Below are 19,856 nucleotides of genomic sequence, written 5' to 3' on the forward strand. Positions count from 1 at the left end.
GAAGTGGCGTCAGCGCGCAGGCTTGGAGGCATGCGTCACCGTCTTCTTTATGTATCCGTCTTGCTGTGTGCTTGGGCCGCGCTTGTCGACGTCCCCCTAGCCGCCGCTTACGTCGACCCCACCACCGGGGAACCCGTTGCTTCGCGTGTTTTGCGCGGCTTCGAGCCTCCCGAAAAGCGCTGGATGGCGGGCCACCGCGGTGTCGATCTAGACCTGCCTGTCGGCGGGGTGGTCCTCGCGGCCGGCGATGGCGTCGTATACTTCGCCGGTTCGATCGCGGGCAAACCGGCCCTATCAATTGCTCATGGAAACGGCCTGCGCACGACCTATCAACCAGTGTTTGCGAGAGTCAAGAAAGGTGACCGGGTACAGGAAGGAGACGTGATTGGCACCCTCGCTCCGTCCGTGGACGGCTATCCGGGACTGCATTGGGGCGCGATTGAAGGACGCGAGGATTACATCAATCCGCTGGATTTGCTTGGGGAACCTGTCATTCGCCTCAAGCCCGTGGGTGGGCGCGGGCGTAGACGTCCTTAAGCCGCTGGGCGGAGACGTGCGTGTAGACCTGCGTGGTCTGTAATGAAGAGTGCCCGAGCAGCTCCTGGACAATACGCAAATCCGCTCCGCCCTCGAGCAGATGCGTTGCCGCCGAGTGACGCAATCCGTGCGGGGTCAAACCCGGCGTTCCCGTCACTTGCGCGGCGCGCTCGACAACACGGCGGACTTGGCGGGGGTCGATACGCCCGCCGCGGGTCCCCACGAACACCGCGTCCGTATCACCCGCAAGCTGGGGACGGCCCGTTTCCAACCAGGCACAAAGCGCATCGTGAGCTGCATCCCCGAACGGGACGACGCGCTGTTTATTGCCCTTACCTGTGACGCGGGCAGTACGCCGGGACACATCGATATCCCCGATGTTGAGACCGACGAGCTCAGCCACGCGCGCACCGGTGGCGTAGAGGAATTCGAGCATGGCACTATCACGCAGGAAATGGATCTCATCGGCGGAGACGGCATTGCCCATCAGCTCCCCCGCCGCTGAAGGCGACATCACCGTCGGCAAGTGTTTGCCCACCTTTGGCGTGGCCAAACGCTGCGCCACATCAGTTTTTAAATAGCCTTCACGCGCAGCCCATGTGGAAAAAGCACGCACCGCGGCGGTGCGGCGCGCCAGTGTGGAGCGGGACTTGCCTTCGGAAACGGCGTGGGCTAACCATTCGCGCAGGGAATTCAATGTGAACGCTGAGAAGTCCGGGACCTCCGTCGCCAGCAAGCGCAGGTCGGAGCAATAGCCGCGAACGGTCGCATCGGAACGGCCGCGGACGATGCGCTGGTATTCCGCGAAATCTTCGATCGCCTCGTCCAGCTGTCCGCCCACGTGCCGCTCACCGCTACCACTTGCACCACTCATGTCTCATGAGTGTACTCAGGTGCGCTGCCACATCGCCCCCGAGCGAGTAATCACCCCCATCTTCTGCATCGCCACGAGAAGGTGAATGGTCAACGCCACCCGCATTCCCGCGGCCGCCGCGATGTCCTCAGCGCTCGCGCCTTCCTCCGCGCTTTCCGGTGGAGTGGAGTCATACACCCGAAGCTCATTACGGGACAGGCGCTGCACAGCAGTCGGCTGAAACTCGAGCTCATACTGCCCCACCACATCTACCTCCCCTGCTTTGCCGACCAACCCCCGAACTTCATCCGCAGACGCCACCAATTGGGCCCGCCCATCCTGAATTCGTTGATGACACCCCAAGGAACCAGATGTCGTGATTGGCCCCGGTACGGCCATGGCAACCCTGCCCAGCGCTTCCGCCCAATTCAGCGTGTTAAGAGCACCAGAGCGGAACCCCGCTTCAACCACCACAGTGCCACTCGTCATCGCCGCCACGAGACGGTTGCGGGATAAGAAGCGGAATCGCTGTGGCCGCGTGCCCGGCGCGAATTCAGACACGATGCATCCTTTCTCGGCGATTCTGTCAAAGAGTTTCGCATTTCGCGCTGGGTAAGAAATATCGATGCCGCAGGCCGCCACAGCGACGGTCAGTCCGCCCGCATCGAGGGCTGCTTCATGGACCGCCGTATCAACGCCTACCGCTCCGCCGGACACCGCTGTCCATTGATGAGCCGCAAGGCCACCCGCTAAGAGTGACGCAGCCTCCCAGCCATACCTGCTCACCGCGCGCGTGCCCACGAGGGCCACAGATTGAGATACCGCTTCGCGCAGGTTTCCACCGCGTACCCACAGACTGTGCGGTGGAACTGCTTGGTCATCAAACGTTGCCGGGGCATCAACCACCCCTTGGTGATAGAAACCGAAGGCACGGGAGAACTCTTCCCCGGGCCACTCAGCGTCCGCGGGCGTAATGAGCCGAGCGCCTTCCGCTTCCGCTACAGCCAAGTCTTCGTCTTGCCGCAGCCACTCACGCCGCGAAGCCGTGGCTTGCCGCAAGGGCCCAATCCAATCCTCTCCTTTGTAGATTCCCCGAGCAATCTCCTCAGCCGAGTATTGGGTCAACAGCCCGTGAAGAGTTGGTGAAGGACCCTCCACCACGCGATTGAGATAGGCCCACGTATGCCGGCTACTCGATAGATTGAGCTCACTCATGCCGCCAGCCTTTCGATCGTCCCAGCCCCGCGGAGATCCAGCGCCCGGCTGACGTGCTCGAGCTCAGGGCGAGATGAGCCGTCGAGGTCTGCCAGCGTCCAGGCTAGGCGCAGAACACGGTCGACCCCGCGCTGGCTCAGCTCCCCTTCCGCCAGGTAGGCGGCGAGCATGATCATCGCAGACTCCGCTGCTGGGCGGTGGCGCCGCAAATATGAAGCCGGAACTGCTCCATTGACCACGCTTCCCAACCCGTCGCCCTCCCAGCGCGCCTTCATGCGTTCCCGGGCTGCGGCCACGCGCTGAGCGATGACCTCAGAGGTCTCTTCACCTTCCGCTTGGAGCACCGCTGATTGCCCCGACAGGGACACGATGATGTCGAGGCGGTCCCGCAGCGGCCCCGACAGATTGGATAAGTAATTCATCCTGTCTGATACTCGGCACTCGCAACGCGCCGGTTCTTCGGCTCCACACCGGCAGGGATTTGCAGCCAGCACTAGTTGGAATTGGGCGGGGAAGATAACCTCCCGGCTCGCCCGCGTCAGGCGCACCTGTCCTTCTTCCAAGGGGGCGCGCAAACTATCGAGTACCTGCGCAGGCACCTCACTGACCTCGTCGAGGAAGAGCACGCCATGGTGCGCCAAGCTCACTGCTCCTGGCCGTGGGCGCCCTGAGCCGCCACCGATCAGCGCGGCCCTCGTTACCGAAGCGTGCGGCGCAATGAACGGAGCCCGCGAGATAGCGGTGCCGACGGCTCCCGCCACCGAGTGGATGGCCGTGGCTTCCACTGCTTGCTCTGTGCTCAGGCGCGGCAGAATCCCCGGCAAGCGCGAGGCAATCATCGACTTACCGGAGCCGGGTGGACCCACCATCATCACGTGGTGGCCGCCGGCAGCGGCAACTTCCGCCGCCCACTTGGCTTCCTTCTGGCCTGCCACCTCGCTGAAATCGGCGACTTGCTCGCACGCAGGCGCTGCTGCATGTGCAATGAGGTGCGCGTCCGGCAGGCAATCATTCCCACACGCCCACGCAAAAGCATCCCACAGCGTTTCGGCCACGAGTACAGTGATGCCGGACACCAATGCTGCTTCCGCAGCGTTTCCCACCGGAATGATCAGGGTGTCATAGCCCTGTGAACGCGCAGCCAGAATGGCCGGGATGATGCCGGAGACCGGGCGTACCTGCCCGTCCAACCCCAGCTCACCAAGAACCAGCGCCCTGCTAAGGCGACTCTTCTCCGCCTGGCCTGCTCCTAGAATTGCCAAGGCCATCGGGAGATCAAAGTGCGCCCCTGCTTTAGGCAGCGAGGCCGGTGACATGGACACCACCACCTTCGTCTTGGGCCACGGCAAGTGCGAATTGCTTACCGCAGTACGGATGCGATCCCGCGACTCTGAGATTGCGGCATCCCCCAGCCCCACCACGTGAACCCCCGGCAGCCCGGGGCCAACGTTGGCCTCCACCGTGACCACCCGGGCCAGGACCCCATCCAGCGCTATCGTGTCGCACCTACCGAGAGCCATGATCGACTCCCTGGAAGTAGTCCACCTCGAACGCCTCCCCCGACTTCGCCCCGGTGGCTACCAGCCCGAGGACGTCGAAACGGACCTTGCTCAACGCCTGCCCTTCACTCCGCGCGGCGCTCAGCCACTGCGCGGCCGCCTTGCGCAGGCGCGCTAACTTGCGTGGGGTTACCGCTTCCGCGACGCCGAAGTTGCGGTTTGCCCGAGTTTTTACTTCGCAAAAGACAATGGTCCCATCGGGTTCACGCACGACGAGATCGAGCTCGCCCACACGGTAGTGGACGTTCGCAGCGATGACCTGCGCCCCGCGCGCACGATAAAAGTCAGCGGCGAATTTCTCCCCCGCTTTCCCCAGTGCTTCCGCCGGGCGGATGGTCTGGCCCACTGTCGGTGACTGCAAAGTGGTTGCTAGATTTCTTGTCACTATGGTGCTCCTTGGAATTGAACGTGTACACAACACGCCGCAAGCACGACACAAGACAATTCCCGTGCCGCACACCCCCTTACGGCACTTCCAGAACACCCCATTAACTGCGTTGTGGCGAGGGCTTAATGCCTCGCCACCGCAAATCTGTGGATAACTAGTCCGGGGTCACCAACGTGGCGTCCCCCGCCCACTTTTATCTAGATCACTTACCTAAGGCTCTATTCCGGTAGGACAAAATCCGGCTTGTCCAACTCCTCAATATTGACGTCCTTGTAGGTGATTACACGGACGTAGCGCACAAAACGCGCCGAGCGGTACATATCCCAGACCCAAGCATCAGACATGCGGACCTCGTAGTAGACGTCCGGACCCGACGTATGCGGAATAAGCTCCACAGCGTTGGCCAGATAAAACCTACGTTCAGTCTCCACTACATAGGAGAATTGGCTGACCACATCGCGGTATTCGCGGTACAGCGACAGCTCGACTTCAGCCTCGTAGTTATCGAGTTCCTCAGCGCTCACGGTGTGCTTCTCCTTCGCTCACAATTACCCGGATTCACGGTGTCACAGAATCAGCACCAGCTTAGTTCCCGCGTCCTGAATAAGGCTTCAGGCGCGCGCGAGGAATCGCGCATGTGCGTCAGCAACATTGCGATAGCTCATGCGGTGCTCCGGCGTCGCCCCCAGCCGGGCGATAGCTTCCTGATGTGCTGCGGTGCCGTAGCCCTTGTGGGCCTCCAATGCATAGCCCGGGTAGTGCTTAGCTATGTCCACCATGAGTCGGTCACGGGAGACTTTGGCCAGAACGCTCGCCGCGGCGATGCATCGCGCGGCGGTATCACCACCGATGATCGGCAGCTGCGGGGTGGGCAGGCCGGGGACGAAGAGGGCGTCGCTTAGCACGTAGCCCGGACGGACCCCCAGTCGTGCCACCGCCCGGCGCATCCCCGACACATTCGCATGTTGGATGCCAAAGGTATCGATGTCCTTCGCGCCCACGTGCACCACCGACCACGCTAACGCACGGCGTTTGATCAGCGGCTCCAGCTTTTCCCGGGCCGCCGGTGTGAGCTTCTTCGAATCATCAAGCCGTTCCAAGCCGGGCAGGATGCGGTCCGGAAGGATGCACGCGGCAATGGTCACTGGCCCGCAGCATGCCCCGCGCCCAGCTTCATCCACCCCTGCAACTGGACCGAGCCCTGCCTTGGAGAGCGCGACCTCATAGGTTCTCTTCTGTTTCAGTCGGCGCATAGTGGCTATAACGGCATGTCGTCGATAGTCTGCGCGCGGCTGACCGGAACCACCACGGCGGCGACCTTGCCGCGCACGTTCTCAACAGGAACTGTGCCCTGCAGGTTGTCTCCGAGATGCGCGCGCGAATCCAAGGAGTTCGTGCGGTTATCCCCCATCACCCACAGATGGCCTTCCGGGACGGTAACCGGGCCGAAGTAGGCGCCGCCACAGGCTTGCGATCCCACTCGTTCATCAATCGGAATCTCCGGCGGATCCAGAACGAAGTCCTGGTTAGTGGGCTTGCCATCCACCATGACGGCCGGATCCCCTTCCTGACACGACACGGTCTGGCCACCTGTAGCGATGACGCGTTTGACCAGGATGTTGTCGCCATTAGGCACCAACCCCACAACGGCGCCAATGTTTTGCAGTCCGCGCACCAACACATTGCGGGACCGCTTGACCTCAAAAGACGTGTTCCACGAGTCAGGACCGGCAAAGACAACAACCTCTCCGGGGCGCGGATCGCTGAAGTAATAGCTCACCTTCTGCACGGCGATGCGGTCATTCGTGCACCCCGGGCAGCCATGCAGGGTGGGTTCCATGGAGGAAGACGGAATGAGATACAGCCTTCCCACACAAGCCTGAATCAGCGCCAGCACCACGAAGGTGAGTGCTAGCGCCGTGAGGACATCGCGCCCCCTAGGACTGGATGTCCGGGTCATCGACTCCACCAATGCGGTTGAAGGGGAAGAAGATGAACATGACCTTGCCGCGGACGTTCTCCAGCGGGATCGTTCCTTGGTACTGATCCTGCATGTGATAGCGCGAGTCCGCGGAAGCCGTGCGGTTATCTCCCATCACCCAGATATTGCCCTCAGGCACGGTCACGGGGCCAAAATACGCGCCGCCACAGGCGTAAGAACCGGTGGTCTCATCAACGCGATACGTCGGCGGGTCCTGCACATAGTCCTGTTCGATGGGCTTGCCATCCACCATGACCGCAGGATCACCCTCCTGGCAGGACACGGTCTGGCCACCGGTAGCAACAACACGCTTGACCAGGGTGTTCTCATCAGGTGGGGTGAGCGAAACGTAGCTCAGCGCGTCCTGAATGCGGTGGATGACCGGGTTGTCGGAACGCGGCGATACCCAATTCCTGTCCCAGTCCGGCGTTCCCTTGAACACCACGACATCACCAGGCTCTGGGTTCTTGTCGCCGTAATAGGAGACCTTCTCGGTAAAAATGCGGTCATTATTGCAGCCTTCACAGCCATGCAAAGTCGGCTCCATCGACCCTGATGGAATGACGTACTGCCGGCCCACAAAGTTTTGGAAAACACCAACGACCGCAAGCACGGAAACCACCACCAGTGCGGTCTCCAGCAACCAAGGCATCTGCTTCTTCTCCTCAGCTGGGGGTGCTGCGCTTTCCGACGCCTCTTTCCCCACGCCCTGGGAACCTTCAGTAATGTCGTTTTCTTTTTCCACGGGCTAAATCCTAGCAATGCGCGCCGACATCCCGGTATGCGGCTCGGCCGGAGGCTGCTGAAAGCACAAAGCCCTCCGCTTTACCCACAAGAATCGGTGTGGAAGCGAAGGGCTGAGGGCTACAGAGCAGCTAGAACTAGCGGCGCTCCTTGATGCGGGCCTTCTTGCCGCGCAGGTCGCGCAGGTAGTACAGCTTGGCGCGGCGAACGCGGCCGCGGCGGACTACCTCGATGGAGGCAATGTTCGGGGAGTGAACCGGGAAGGTACGCTCAACGCCGATGCCGAAGGAAACCTTACGCACGGTGAAGGTCTCGCGGATGCCAGCGCCCTGGCGGCGGATGCAGACACCCTTGAAGAGCTGGGTACGCTCGGTGGAGCCCTCGATCACCTTGACGTTGACGTCAAGGGTATCGCCCGGGCGGAAGGACGGGATATCGTCGCGCAGCGAAGCTGCATCAACCTTGTCAATGAGGTTTGCCATTGGTGTTTTCCTTTTCAGTTTAAGACAGAGGACCCTGGCGCCACCTCGCGGCGGCTGACCGGTTCGTGCCTATTACACAGAACATCGCTATCTTTCCACACCCCACCCCCGCAGAACAAATTGTGCCAAACGCCTGACATCTCCTCGTTGCGGGCTCTAAGGTGGGTGGCGCACTGATACCCCACGGGTGCCCACGGGAAGTGGGCTGAGAGTGGCGCTGATACCGCGCCTGCACCGTTTGAACCTGTCTGGTTAACACCAGCGAAGGAAGAGAGGAGCAGCCATGACGGCTACCCATACCCCCATTCAGAATTCTGACTCCGGCGAGATCCACCCCAAGCACTCCTACTCCCCCATCCGGGAGCACGGCCTCGAGGTACCCGAGACCGAGATTCAGTTGGATGATTCCCCTTCCGGCCCGAATGAACCTTTCCGCGTCTACCGCACCCGCGGCCCGGAGTGCGAGCCAGAGGTAGGTCTGCCGGCGCTACGCGCTGAGTGGATTGCGGAGCGCGGGGACGTCGACGAGTATGAGGGCCGCGCCCGCAACCTCGCCGATGATGGCCGCTCCGCCGAGCGCCGCGGTGCCGCTTCCCAGGAATGGAAGGGGGAGCGTCGCCAGCCGCTGCGCGCGAAGGAGGGCAAGCGCGTCACCCAGATGCATTACGCGCGCCAGGGCATCATCACCAAGGAGATGGAGTTCGTGGCCCTGCGCGAGCACTGCGATCCGGAGTTTGTGCGCTCCGAAATCGCGCGCGGCCGCGCCATCCTGCCCAATAACGTGAATCACCCGGAGTCGGAGCCGATGATCATCGGGCGGAAGTTTCTCACCAAGATCAACGCCAATATCGGCAACTCAGCGGTGACCTCCTCCATTGCGGAAGAGGTGTCGAAGCTGCGCTGGGCCACGCGCTGGGGCGCGGATACCGTCATGGATCTCTCCACCGGCGATGACATCCACACCACGCGCGAGTGGATCCTGCGCAACTCGCCGGTGCCCATCGGCACCGTGCCCATCTACCAGGCGCTGGAGAAGGTCAACGGCGTAGCTGAGGACCTGACGTGGGAGATTTTCCGCGATACCGTCATCGAGCAGTGCGAGCAGGGCGTGGACTACATGACCATCCACGCCGGCGTCCTGCTTCCGTATATCCCGCTGACCACGGACCGCGTCACCGGCATCGTCTCCCGCGGCGGCTCCATCATGGCGGGCTGGTGCCTGGCACACCACAAGGAGTCCTTCCTCTACGAGAACTTCGATGAGCTGTGTGAGATCTTCGCGCGCTACGACGTCGCCTTCTCCCTGGGCGATGGCCTGCGCCCCGGCTCGCTGGCGGATGCCAACGACACCGCCCAATTCGCTGAGCTCAAGACCATCGGTGAGCTCACCCGGCGCGCCTGGGAGTATGACGTCCAGGTCATGGTGGAAGGCCCGGGCCACGTCCCGCTCAACATGGTTCAGGAAAACAACGAGCTGGAGCAGGACTGGGCCTCGGATGCTCCCTTCTACACGCTGGGCCCGTTGGTCACCGATATTGCGCCGGGTTATGACCACATCACCTCTGCCATTGGCGCGGCGCACATCGCCATGGGAGGAACGGCCATGTTGTGCTACGTCACCCCGAAGGAGCACTTGGGGCTGCCCAACCGCGATGATGTCAAGACCGGCGTGATCACCTATAAGCTGGCCGCCCATGCGGCCGATGTGGCCAAGGGCCACCCAGGGGCACGCGCCTGGGATGATGCGATGAGCAAGGCCCGCTTCGAGTTCCGCTGGCACGATCAGTTCGCGCTTTCCCTCGACCCGGACACCGCGCAGGCCTACCACGATGAGACCCTGCCCGCGGAGCCGGCGAAGACCGCACATTTCTGTTCCATGTGCGGGCCGAAGTTCTGTTCCATGCGCATCAGCCAGGACATCCGGGATACCTTCTCCGATTCGCTAGGGATGCCAAGCTTCCCGGGTAAGGGAGCCATCGATCCGGAGGTCGTGGCAGCTGCCCGCGCGGGCGAGAAGCAGATGTCGGAGGAGTTCAAGGCCCAGGGCTCACAGCTCTATCAGGAAGAAGAGACCGCACATGCCTGATCTTCGCTGCTACTTCGTCACGGGCGCGGGCTCGCATGAGGACGTCGTGCGCATCGCTGCCGCAGCGGCGCGCGGCGGCGCCGGGGTGGTACAGGTGCGCTCCAAGCCGATTACGGCCCGCGATCTCTACTACTTGGGCCGCGACGTAGCCCGCGCGGTGGCGCAGACCAACCCAGAAACGCGCGTGCTTATCGACGACCGCGTGGACGTCGCCGCCGCTCTCCGCCACGCTGGCGAGCCGGTGCACGGCGTGCATATCGGCCAGGACGATCTGCCTGTGGCCGCCGCCCGCGCGTTGTTGGGGCCGGACGCGATTATTGGGCTGACCACCGGCACGCGCGAGTTGGTCGAGGCCGCAAATGAGGTAGCAGACCTGATTGATTACATCGGCTGCGGCCCGTTCCGCGCCACACCGACGAAGGACTCCGGGCGCACCCCGTTGGGGCTTGATGCCTACCCGGATTTGGTGAAGCTCTCCCGCGTACCGCTCGTGGCCATCGGGGATGTTACCGCCGAGGATGCTGCCGATCTTGCGGCAACCGGCATGGCCGGCCTAGCTGTCGTGCGTGGCATCATGCATGCCGATGACCCGGAAGCCTATTGCCGCAAGCTGCTGTCCGGCTTCGATGAAGGTGCGCGATGAGTACTAGCTCTGATTCATCCGTCATCATCATCGGCGCGGGCGTCATCGGCCTGGCCACCGCGGTGGAACTGGCCGCGCGGGGCCACGAGGTCACGGTGCTGGATCCGGCACCAGCCTCCGGGGCTACCCACTTCGCCGGCGGCATGCTCGCCCCCGCCGCCGAGGTGGTCTACCAGCAGGATCCGCTCTTCCCGCTCATGCGCGCCTCCGGCGCGTGGTACCCGGAGCTCATCGATCTGGTCGCCGCACACACAGAGGTGCCCACCGGCTACCGTGCCGAGGGAACGCTCGTCGTCGCCGCCGATCGCGCGGATGCCCAGCACCTCACCGAGCTGGCCGAGTATCAATCCCTCCACGGCATGGAGGTCGAGCGCATCACCGTGCGTGAAGCCCGGCGCGCGGAACCATTGCTGTCCCCGCGTCTGGCCGGTGCCGTCAGCATCCCGGGCGACACGCAGGTCTTCCCCCGCCAATGGGCGGCTGCACTGCTGAGCGCGGCCCAAGGACTCGGCGTACGTTTCTTCCGTACGGCAGCCCAATCGATTGATGCTGCAACGGGCGTGGTCACCACGGCCGTCGGCGACTTCGAAGCAGAACAGGTTGTGCTCGCAGCCGGACTAGGCGCGCGTGAGATCGAGTGGGCTGACTCAGCTGGGCTTGAACAGTCCCCGCTGCACCTGCGCCCGGTGTACGGCGATATCCTGCGCCTGCGGGTTCCGGATCACCTGCAGCCGCTGCTGACCCGAGTGGTGCGCGGCTTCGTGGAGGACCGCCCCATCTACCTCATCCCGCGCGGCGATGGCACCCTCGCCGTCGGCGCTACGACCCGCGAGGATTCCCTGTCCTCAGCGCAGGCCGGAGGCGTCTACGCACTGCTTCGCGACGCCATCCGTGTCCTTCCCGCCGTCGAAGAATGCGAATTCCTCGAGGCCAGCGCGGGGGCTCGCCCCGGCACTCCGGATGACCTTCCCTATCTTGGCCGCGTCAGCGAGAGGCTCGTCATCTCTACCGGCTATTTCCGCCATGGCATCCTGCTCACGGCACTGGCCGCGCGCTGTGCCCGCGAGCTCATCGAAGGAACCGATCCCAGCATCGATCTCGCGGCCTGTAACCCATTGCGACACCTCAAGGAGCAACAATGATCCTCATCCTCAACGGCCAGCCCTATGACACGGCGGCCGATACCGTCGCCCAGCTGCTGGATGAAAAAGGCATTGCCGCCGACGGCACCGCGGTGGCCGTGACCGAACAGGTCATCCCCCGCTCGCAATGGGAAACCACCCCACTCAACGAAGGCACGGCCGTGGAAATCCTCACCGCAGTCCAAGGAGGCTAAATGCTCACCATCGCCGATACCACCTTTTCTTCCCACCTCATCATGGGCACCGGTGGCGCCACGAGCCACGAGGCCCTCGAGCGCGCGCTCGTCGCCTCCGGGACCGAGCTGACCACCGTGGCCATGCGCCGCCACGCTGGCACCCGTGACGGTGAGAGCATCTTCGATCTGCTGCGCCGCCTGGACATCGCTCCACTGCCCAACACCGCCGGCTGCCGCACGGCCCGCGAGGCCGTGCTTACCGCCCGCATGGCCCGCGAGGCACTGGGCACAACGTGGGTCAAGGTCGAGGTCATCGCCGACGAACATACACTGCTGCCCGATGTCGTGGAAACCCTCGACGCTACCGAGCTCCTGAGCGCCGAAGGTTTCACCGTGCTGGCCTACACCAGCGACGATCCTGTCGCCGCCCAGCGTCTCGAAGACGCCGGAGCGGCAGCCGTCATGCCTCTCGGAGCCCCCATCGGCACTGGCCTAGGAATCCTCAATCCCCACAACCTCGAGCTCATCTGCTCACGCGCCTCGGTGCCCGTGCTTGTCGACGCCGGCATCGGCACCGCCTCCGATGCCGCCCTCGCCATGGAGCTCGGCTGCTCCGGAGTCCTCCTCGCTAGTGCAGTCAACCGCTGCCAAGATCCCGAGGCCATGGCCACCGCCATGCGCCACGCCGTCGAAGCCGGCCGCCTAGCCCGACGTGCAGGGCGCATCCCGCAGCGCGAACACGCCCAGGCATCCTCCACCTTCGAGGGCCTAGCCTCCTGGGCCGACCAAGTCCTGTAGCCCACTGCCTAGAAGGACAGCCATCATGCTCAGCGAGACCGAACGCGCCCGCACCGCTCGCCAGCGCCTCCTGCCCGGCTTCGGTGACGCGGCCCAGGAGCGTCTCAATGCCGCGCACGTGCTCGTCGTGGGCGCCGGTGGGCTGGGCTGCCCGGCCCTCCAGCAGCTAGCGGCGGCAGGCATCGGGCGGACCACGCTCATCGATTCCGATACCGTCGATATCAGCAACCTGCACAGACAGGTACTGTTTGGTGCGGGGGACGTCGGCAAGCCCAAGGCGGAAGTAGCCGCCGCGCGCGCCCGCGAGATTTCCCCCGAGCTCACCATCACCGCTCTTAAGGAACGCCTCGATTCCTCCAACGTTCTCGACCTGTGTTCCGAGGCTGACCTCGTCCTCGACGGCTCCGATACCTTCGACACGAAATACCTCGTCGCCGATGCCTGCGAGCTCACCTCTACCCCGCTGGCCTGGGGTACCGTGCTGCGCTACGGCGGGCAAGCCGCGCTGTGGCACTCCGGGAAAGACTCCGCCGACGGGCGCGGGGTGGGCTTGCGCGATCTCTTCCCCGCCCCGCCCAGCGGCGAGGCGCTCGAGTGCTCGACGGCCGGGGTGCTGGGCGCGACGACATCGGTGATCGCAGGGCTCATGGTCACCGCGGCGGTCGCCACGCTCGGCGCACTCCCGGATCATCGAGACATGATCGGGCGCGTAACCTCCTACGACGCGCTCCCCGGAAGCTTCCGCACGCTGCGGGTGGGCGCCGATCCCGACCGCCCCCTCGTTACTGCCCTACCTGCCCGGCATATCCTGCCGCCGGAACTTGTCACCGGCCACGCTGCCCTCCTTGATATCTCCGAGGACCCCGCCTTTCCTCGTGCCACGGTGTCGCTGCCCTGGCATACGGTCACCGACGATGATTCCGTGCGCCGAGCGCTTTCAGCCTGCGGCTCCGAACTGGTCTACGTGGCCTGCGCCTCTGGCGGGCGCAGCGCTGGCTTTGTCCTGCGCTACGCCGATCTGGCCGCGGACATGGGCATCGAGCTGCGCAACCTCCCCGGCGGGCTCGCAGCACACGACTTCTAGGCGCCGGCCACCGCCGGTCTGCGGAAGAGGTGCTCATCGAGGATGCGCGCCGTGCCGTGGTGGCGGGCGCGGAACACCACGCAGGAGACCACCAACGCCAGGGCGGTCACGATGAAGAGCACCGCAATGCCCGCCCAGAAGGTGCCATCGTGGATACCGTCGGTAGCGCGGGTAAAGGCATTCTTTGCATAGGACATCGGGTGGAAAGGATGCAACAAACTCAGCGGCCGCGGAATCGCCGCCACCGGCCACACGCCGCCGAAAACCATGACGCCTAAGGCAAAAGCACCGACGGCGAAGACGGCACCAATCTTACGGCCGAAGGTTACGAGGAAGAACTGGTAGGTCGCCGCGCCGACGGCGGCAATCGCTGCGATGACAAGCAACATCATCGGCCAGCTGGCGGGGCTCCAGCCCATGGTGGAGGACATCAGACCCATGAAGGCCAAGACAAGGAAGTTCAGCCCCGCCACCACGCCGAAGGCCGCGAGGATGCCGCGCACCGGGCTAGTGGCTGCCTCTCCGCGGCGGCCCAGGTAATACGGCAGCGTCATCGCCAGAAGCAGCATGACGAGGAACCCAAAGACCAGCACGAAGAGCAGTGAGGCACCGCCCGTGATGTTTTTCTCGGTCGGGTCGACCGGGCTGACCACCGTCTGTACAGGGTGGAGGTTGGAGGAGGTGAAGTTGATGGGCACGGCCATGTTCTGCGCCGACGTATCCGGCTGGGTGATGGAGGGGGCTTTGGCGGCACCATCGGCAAGCTTGGTGGCCAATTCATTGGAGCCGGCCTTGAGCTGGTTCATACCGTCCTTGAGCTCCGTGCCGCCGGCGGCCAGCTGGCCCGTGCCGTCCTTCAACGTGCCGGTTCCCTCATGCAGGCGGGATGCTCCGTCCTGCAGCTGGGCGGCACCGTTGCTCAGCTCGCCAACTCCTGCCCGCAACTGCTGCGAGCCATCGGACAAGCGGTGCGCGCCGTCATTGAGCGCCATCATGCCGCCCAGGTACTCCGAATTGGGATCGGACAGGTTGTAGTAGAGCTGGCCGGTGCCGGCGGAGAGCTTCTCCAGTTGCGCCACCATGTTTCCGCTGGCTGCTGGGTCCAACTTGGAGACCAAGGAATAGAGTTGATCGGCTTGTTGGTGCATGCCGAGACCGCGGAGGACGTCGACAAGCTGCAGCAGCGCCGGGGCCACGACCTGCGCCTGCTTGAGCACCGGGATGAGCATCCCGGTGAGCTGGTTGACGCCCCCATCGATTTGGCCCGCGCCATCCGCCAGGCGGCCGGTGCCGGCGAGCAGTTTGTCGGAGCCGTCGGCAAGCTGGGCGGCGCCATCATCCAGCTGCGCGGCACCACCGCTCAAGCGCCCCACGCCCTCGTTGAGACGGGTCGTGCCGTCGAGCAGCTGACCAGTACCGTTGTTGAGATCGCCCGCGCCGGCGTCCAGCTTGGCAATTCCCTCGACCGCTCGCCCGCCGCCTTCCTGCAGCTTGCCCGCGCCCTCGTCGAGCCGGCCCGCGCCCTCAGCCGCGGTTCCCAGGCCATCGCTGAGTTTATTCAGCCCCTCGATGACCTGATCGGCATACTTCTTGGAAATCGCATTCTCCACGCTGGTCTGCACCTGCGGGATGAGGCTGGAGGAAATCACCGAGCCATTCGTGCCGTAGTAATCATTCGTGGCGAAGTGAATCTCCGGCTTGACCGGTTTATCACTGATGATGGTGACGGCCTGCTCTGAGAAGTTCTTCGGGATGGTCACGACCATGAGGTACTTGCCCTTGAGCAGACCCTCATCACCGTCCGCCTTGTTGACCTCGGCAAAGTTCAGGTACTGCGTCTCCATCAGGCCTTCCACGACCTGATCACCGTAGTTTGTGTAGGTGCCTTGCTTCTCGACGCCCGCATCCTCATTCACCACCGCCAAGTCAATGTTGCGCATGTACTTGGAGGGGTCCCACATGGCCCACATCATGGTTCCGGCGATAACGATGGGTGCGACGAGAAGGAAGACGATGAGCACGCGCGACAAAGTACTGGTGGGGCGCCAATCGAGGACGCGGTGCCACCCCATGGCCTCGCTGTCGTGGCCTGCCGCGCTCTGGGTAGCCGCGCTCCCCTCATTCACCAGACCAGGCGAAGCGCTATTCGCGTCTGCTTCCCGGTTGGATTCAGCCTCACGGCTCATGTCTGCCCCCTTAGCGTGATGGTTGAGGTCCGCTTTTATTCGTTTATCCAGCCTTTTAAGCTAGACACGCAAACGTGAGCGAGGCCACTAGGTCATTTGTTTCAACAAACATACCACCGAATAAGTTGGCATTGTGAACTTATAACCATTCGTCGCGTTGTGCCGCGCTGCGCACTACCTGAATTACATCACCCCGCACTCCCTTGTGACGGGCGGGCAAGTGCATTCGAATCGGGCTTTCATCCGGCAAGCCCCTGCCCTTTACAGCTTGTAGGCAGGGCGTTTTCTTCTCCGGTTGCGGGGCCGCGTGGCCTGTTTTAGGCTCTGTGCACATGGGGGATATTGAAACCTACATCCGCCTTCGCAACTCGGGGATTGCGCTGGTGGAAGCAGCAACCAGCACACCCGAAAGCTTGCGCGCGCTTGGTGCCTCGCATGGCGATGCGGCGGAGCTGGCGTCGCTTCATGCCATCTATTTCGGCGATACCCACTTCACCGGCAAGCAGCGCACCGCCCGCCAGGCAGCCCAACGCCAAGGCCACGACCTGGCCACGCTGAGCCTGATTGAGTCCTACACCGCGAAGCTGAAGAAGCAGGTTGACGTCTGGAATTTGCGCGTCGCGCTCGCCTCCGTGCCCTCGGAACGGGTGCCTTCAGTGGCGGCGCAGCGAGTGAAGGAACTCAAACCGAAACGCGTGCCTTCACCAGGGGTGCGGCTGACTTACCGCAAGAATGGTCCATACTCGCTTACGGTTACTGATTCCGCGCTCAACATCTCCACCATGCGCAGCACCCTGGAATCCATTAACCCTACCGACCTCCTAGACGCCACCCGCCAGGTCTTCTTCAAGGAGGGCGTTGGCTCCCGTCCGGCGGTGGGAACAAACGTCGTGATAACACTCGACGAGCTTGACAAAATCATCCACCACGACGGCGACGACATCGAGCTCGAACTCACCAACGGCGGGCGCATGAGCGGTGCAGAGTTTTTGACCTACAAATTCGCCGAGACTGGCTACGCCACTCTGGTCCACCCCACCATCGGCCCGGTGTGGCTGCACCGGCTTTCGCGCTTTGCCAGCCTCGAGCAGCGCATCATGGCCAGCGCGGAGCACCCCACCTGCGCGATCGAAGACTGCAACAAGCCAGCCGATTACTGCCAAGTCCACCACATCGTCCCCTGGCAAGCGGGCGGGGAAACCAATCCGCCCAACCTCACCATGCTGTGTGCCTACCACAACGGCATTAACGACGATGACCCCACCAGCCCGACCGGCAGAGGCTATGTCTTTCGGCTGAAGGGACCGGTTGATTACATCCCGCCCTGGGGAACGCCGATTACCGCGCAGCCGGCCTACCAAGAGGCCTTGAACCGACAGGCCACGAGCCCGACGGGCGCTCCCCCAAGCCAACCACCTGACCCGCCGGACATACACCCATCGCCACCCAGCATTGCGCCGCCGCCCGGATAATCTTCGCGGCAGCTTAGCCGTGCACGTCCACACGCCGGACTCAGCTCGGCGCCACGCGGAAACCTCAACGTTCATGAGGCCTTCCGCGCCTTCGGCGATCGCTTCATCCCACAGACTTGTCCAATGCACCGTCCGCGCAGAACAGTCCGCCGAAAAACTCACAAACCCCCAACCGTTTGAACGGTTAGAAGCCGGCCTTCTTGAGGGCATCGGCCATCGAACCACCGCCGCCGCGGTCCGAGCGGCCACGCCCACCGTCGCGGCGGGAGTTGCGCCGGTCGGAGCGGCCACCGCGCCCCTCGGAACGCCCACCGCCGTTGCGGCGCTTGGGAGCGGGCTGGCCGGGTTCATCGTCAAGCCGCAGCGACAAGCCAATGCGCTGGCGCTCCACGTCGACCTCCATGACCTTGACCTTCACCACTTGGCCTGAACGGACCACATCATGCGGGTCAGAGACGAACTTGTGGCTCATCGCGGACACATGCACAAGCCCGTCTTGGTGCACGCCAACGTCGATGAAGGCACCAAAGGCCGCAACATTGGTGACGGTGCCCTCCAGAATCATCCCCGGCTTCAAGTCCGAGACCTTGTCCACACCTTCCTTGAAGGTAGCCGTCTTGAACTCCGGACGCGGGTCGCGGCCCGGCTTATCCAGCTCCGCGATGATATCCGTCACCGTCGGCACACCGAAGGTATCGTCAGCAAAGTCCGCCGGCGACAGCTTCGACAACACGCGCGAATTACCAATGAGCGCTGAGACCTCGAGGCCGGTCTTCTCCGCAATGCGCGCCACCACCGGGTAGGCCTCCGGGTGCACTGCCGAAGCATCGAGCGGATCCTTGCCACCATTGATGCGCAAGAAGCCCGCGGACTGCTCAAAAGCCTTCGGCCCCAAGCGCGGCACCTTCTTCAGCTCCTTGCGCGAGGCAAACGTGCCGTTCTCATCGCGATACGCCACGATGTTGGCCGCAATCGTGGAATTCACGCCGGCCACGCGCTCCAGCAGCGGGGCGGACGCCGTGTTCAGGTCCACGCCGACGCCGTTGACGGCATCTTCCACCACGCCATCGAGGGTGCGGGCGAGCGCGACCTGGTTGACGTCGTGCTGGTACTGCCCCACGCCAATCGCCTTCGGGTCAATCTTCACCAGCTCCGCCAGCGGGTCCTGGAGGCGGCGCGCGATCGAAACGGCGCCGCGCAGGGCGACGTCCATGTCAGGGAATTCATCGGCCGCCAACTGGGAGGCCGAATACACCGACGCGCCAGCCTCGGAGACCACCACCGGCGTGGGGCGAGCACCGCCGGCCTGCGCGATGAGGTCGGCGACCTCACCCGCCAGCTTCTCCGTCTCACGCGATGCGGTTCCGTTGCCGATCGCCATGAGGTCCACCGAATGGGCAGCGCTTAGCGACGCCAACTCCCTCACTGCCTCAGCCCACTTCTGCTGCGGCTGGTGCGGATAGACAATCGTGGTGGCCAGGACCTTGCCCGTCGGGTCAACGACCGCGCACTTGACGCCATTGCGGTATCCCGGGTCTAGGCCCAGCGTCGCGCGCTGGCCGGCCGGGGCGGCCAGAAGAACGTCGCGCAGGTTTGTCGCGAAGACCTTGAGCGCGCCTTCCTCCGCCTTCTCTTTCAGGCGCATGCGCACGTCCAGCCCGGAAGAGATGGAAAGCTTGGTGCGCCAGCCCCAGTGGACGGCGTCGGCAAGCCAGCGGGAGGTAGACACGTCCAGGTCGAAGCGGTCTGCGATCATGCCCTCGTACATGGCGTCATCGCCGGCGTCGAGGTTGAGATGCAGCACGCCCTCGCTTTCGCCGCGCAGCAGCGCCAAAATGCGGTGCGAGGGGAGCTTCTCGAAAGGCTCGGAGAACTCGAAGTAGTCCTTGAACTTCGCGCCCTCGGTTTCCTTACCCTCGACCACGCCAGCGTTCATGGAACCGCTGGTGTACATGCGCTCGCGCACCTCGCCCACCAGATCCGCATCCAGTGCGAAGCGGTCCACCAGAATGGCGCGGGCGCCGTCGAGGGCCTTCTTCGTTTCCTCGAAACCTTCGGTGAGATACTCCCCCGCCAGCTCGGCCGGGTCCGCCGAGGGGTCCTCGATGAGCTTGTCCGTCAGCGGCTCCAGTCCTGCCTCGCGCGCGATATCCGCCTTGGTCTTGCGGCGCTTCTTATACGGCAGGTACAGATCTTCCAGGCGCGCCTTGGTCTCGCAGCCCTGGATCAGTGCGCGCAGCTCATCGGTAAGCTTGCCCTGCTCCTCAATCGCAGCGAGCACCGTTTCCTTGCGCTCCTCCAACTCACGCAGGTACGTCGAGCGTTCCTCAATGGTACGCAGCTGGGAGTCATCCAGCCCGCCGGTGGCTTCCTTGCGGTAACGGGCAATAAACGGGACGGTATTGCCCTCCGCCATGAGTTTCAGGGCGGCGTCAACGTGTGCTTCTTTGACGCCCAGCTCTCCGGCGATGGTGGCTGCGATATTCACAAAACCTCTTTTTGGTCGGGGA

General features: G+C 63.6%; 19 protein-coding genes and 1 riboswitch. Of the genes, 8 read left to right on the forward strand and 11 right to left on the reverse strand.

Annotation, left to right across the window (positions count from 1 at the left end; translation table 11 throughout):
* Positions 1 to 30 precede the first annotated feature (30 nt).
* Complete coding sequence (locus QP999_RS10565; RefSeq protein WP_070686156.1) at positions 31 to 537, forward strand: M23 family metallopeptidase; 507 nt, start codon at positions 31 to 33, stop codon at positions 535 to 537.
* On the opposite strand, the gene QP999_RS10570 is transcribed toward QP999_RS10565, so the two are convergent.
* The 9 genes from QP999_RS10570 to rplS all read right to left on the reverse strand — a co-directional run bounded on the left by QP999_RS10570 (position 500) and on the right by rplS (position 7,759).
* Entirely contained in the window at positions 500 to 1,411 is a 912-nt protein-coding gene (locus tag QP999_RS10570; RefSeq protein ID WP_143335785.1) for a tyrosine recombinase XerC, read from the reverse strand. The two genes, QP999_RS10565 and QP999_RS10570, sit on opposite strands and share 38 nt — an antisense overlap.
* Positions 1,412 to 1,426: 15 nt before the next feature.
* Positions 1,427 to 2,605 (reverse strand): DNA-processing protein DprA, encoded by a 1,179-nt coding sequence (gene dprA / locus QP999_RS10575; RefSeq protein WP_070686152.1) that lies wholly within the window; start codon positions 2,603 to 2,605, stop codon positions 1,427 to 1,429.
* The gene (locus QP999_RS10580) at positions 2,602 to 4,125 is read right to left on the reverse strand and encodes a YifB family Mg chelatase-like AAA ATPase (RefSeq protein WP_070533176.1); all 1,524 of its coding nucleotides are present in this window, start codon (positions 4,123 to 4,125) and stop codon (positions 2,602 to 2,604) included. The genes dprA and QP999_RS10580 overlap by 4 nt, the downstream gene beginning before the upstream one ends.
* Positions 4,112 to 4,549: a YraN family protein gene (locus QP999_RS10585; RefSeq protein ID WP_070533178.1), complete on the reverse strand. Its 438-nt coding sequence runs from the start codon at positions 4,547 to 4,549 to the stop codon at positions 4,112 to 4,114. Before QP999_RS10585 ends, QP999_RS10580 begins: the two co-directional genes overlap by 14 nt.
* Before the next feature lie 221 nt (positions 4,550 to 4,770).
* Positions 4,771 to 5,076 carry a DUF2469 domain-containing protein gene (locus QP999_RS10590; protein ID WP_005528899.1) on the reverse strand — a complete coding sequence of 102 codons (306 nt, stop codon included), beginning with the start codon at positions 5,074 to 5,076 and terminating at the stop codon, positions 4,771 to 4,773.
* An 87-nt stretch (positions 5,077 to 5,163) separates the two neighbouring features.
* Positions 5,164 to 5,814: a ribonuclease HII gene (locus QP999_RS10595; RefSeq protein WP_284848282.1), complete on the reverse strand. Its 651-nt coding sequence runs from the start codon at positions 5,812 to 5,814 to the stop codon at positions 5,164 to 5,166.
* Positions 5,811 to 6,512, reverse strand: coding sequence for a signal peptidase I (gene lepB / locus QP999_RS10600; RefSeq protein ID WP_284848273.1), 702 nt, complete (start codon positions 6,510 to 6,512; stop codon positions 5,811 to 5,813). The genes QP999_RS10595 and lepB (QP999_RS10600) overlap by 4 nt, the downstream gene beginning before the upstream one ends.
* Entirely contained in the window at positions 6,490 to 7,185 is a 696-nt protein-coding gene (gene lepB / locus QP999_RS10605; RefSeq protein WP_227485687.1) for a signal peptidase I, read from the reverse strand. Before lepB (QP999_RS10605) ends, lepB (QP999_RS10600) begins: the two co-directional genes overlap by 23 nt.
* A 229-nt stretch (positions 7,186 to 7,414) precedes the next feature.
* Positions 7,415 to 7,759 carry a 50S ribosomal protein L19 gene (gene rplS / locus QP999_RS10610; protein ID WP_070533187.1) on the reverse strand — a complete coding sequence of 115 codons (345 nt, stop codon included), beginning with the start codon at positions 7,757 to 7,759 and terminating at the stop codon, positions 7,415 to 7,417.
* 173 nt (positions 7,760 to 7,932) lie between these two features.
* Positions 7,933 to 8,047, forward strand: a riboswitch (TPP riboswitch).
* On the opposite strand from rplS, the gene thiC reads away from it, so the two are divergent.
* The 6 genes from thiC to QP999_RS10640 all read left to right on the forward strand — a co-directional run bounded on the left by thiC (position 8,043) and on the right by QP999_RS10640 (position 13,688).
* Complete coding sequence (thiC, locus tag QP999_RS10615; protein ID WP_284848274.1) at positions 8,043 to 9,845, forward strand: phosphomethylpyrimidine synthase ThiC; 1,803 nt, start codon at positions 8,043 to 8,045, stop codon at positions 9,843 to 9,845. It overlaps the preceding riboswitch by 5 nt.
* The gene (locus QP999_RS10620) at positions 9,838 to 10,488 is read left to right on the forward strand and encodes a thiamine phosphate synthase (RefSeq protein WP_070533190.1); all 651 of its coding nucleotides are present in this window, start codon (positions 9,838 to 9,840) and stop codon (positions 10,486 to 10,488) included. Before thiC ends, QP999_RS10620 begins: the two co-directional genes overlap by 8 nt.
* Complete coding sequence (gene thiO, locus QP999_RS10625) at positions 10,485 to 11,630, forward strand: glycine oxidase ThiO (protein ID WP_070533192.1); 1,146 nt, start codon at positions 10,485 to 10,487, stop codon at positions 11,628 to 11,630. Before QP999_RS10620 ends, thiO begins: the two co-directional genes overlap by 4 nt.
* Positions 11,627 to 11,824: a sulfur carrier protein ThiS gene (gene thiS / locus QP999_RS10630; RefSeq protein WP_284848275.1), complete on the forward strand. Its 198-nt coding sequence runs from the start codon at positions 11,627 to 11,629 to the stop codon at positions 11,822 to 11,824. The genes thiO and thiS overlap by 4 nt, the downstream gene beginning before the upstream one ends.
* On the forward strand, positions 11,825 to 12,604 hold the full coding sequence (locus QP999_RS10635; protein ID WP_284848276.1) for a thiazole synthase: 780 nt from the start codon (positions 11,825 to 11,827) through the stop codon (positions 12,602 to 12,604). It begins immediately after the preceding gene.
* A 25-nt stretch (positions 12,605 to 12,629) separates the two neighbouring features.
* Positions 12,630 to 13,688 carry a ThiF family adenylyltransferase gene (locus QP999_RS10640; RefSeq protein ID WP_143335781.1) on the forward strand — a complete coding sequence of 353 codons (1,059 nt, stop codon included), beginning with the start codon at positions 12,630 to 12,632 and terminating at the stop codon, positions 13,686 to 13,688.
* Here QP999_RS10640 and QP999_RS10645 read toward each other — a convergent pair.
* On the reverse strand, positions 13,685 to 15,874 hold the full coding sequence (locus QP999_RS10645) for a YhgE/Pip domain-containing protein (protein WP_284848277.1): 2,190 nt from the start codon (positions 15,872 to 15,874) through the stop codon (positions 13,685 to 13,687). The genes QP999_RS10640 and QP999_RS10645 overlap by 4 nt on opposite strands.
* Positions 15,875 to 16,206: 332 nt before the next feature.
* Here QP999_RS10645 and QP999_RS10650 point away from each other — a divergent pair, with 332 nt between their 5' ends.
* Complete coding sequence (locus tag QP999_RS10650) at positions 16,207 to 17,346, forward strand: HNH endonuclease signature motif containing protein (protein ID WP_284848278.1); 1,140 nt, start codon at positions 16,207 to 16,209, stop codon at positions 17,344 to 17,346.
* 184 nt (positions 17,347 to 17,530) lie between these two features.
* Here the strand turns inward: QP999_RS10650 and QP999_RS10655 are convergent, their stop codons facing one another.
* The gene (locus QP999_RS10655) at positions 17,531 to 19,834 is read right to left on the reverse strand and encodes a Tex family protein (protein ID WP_284848279.1); all 2,304 of its coding nucleotides are present in this window, start codon (positions 19,832 to 19,834) and stop codon (positions 17,531 to 17,533) included.
* Positions 19,835 to 19,856 lie beyond the last annotated feature (22 nt).

The sequence above is a fragment of the Corynebacterium sp. MSK004 genome, assembly GCF_030232515.1.
GTDB classification, from domain to species: domain Bacteria; phylum Actinomycetota; class Actinomycetes; order Mycobacteriales; family Mycobacteriaceae; genus Corynebacterium; species Corynebacterium hesseae.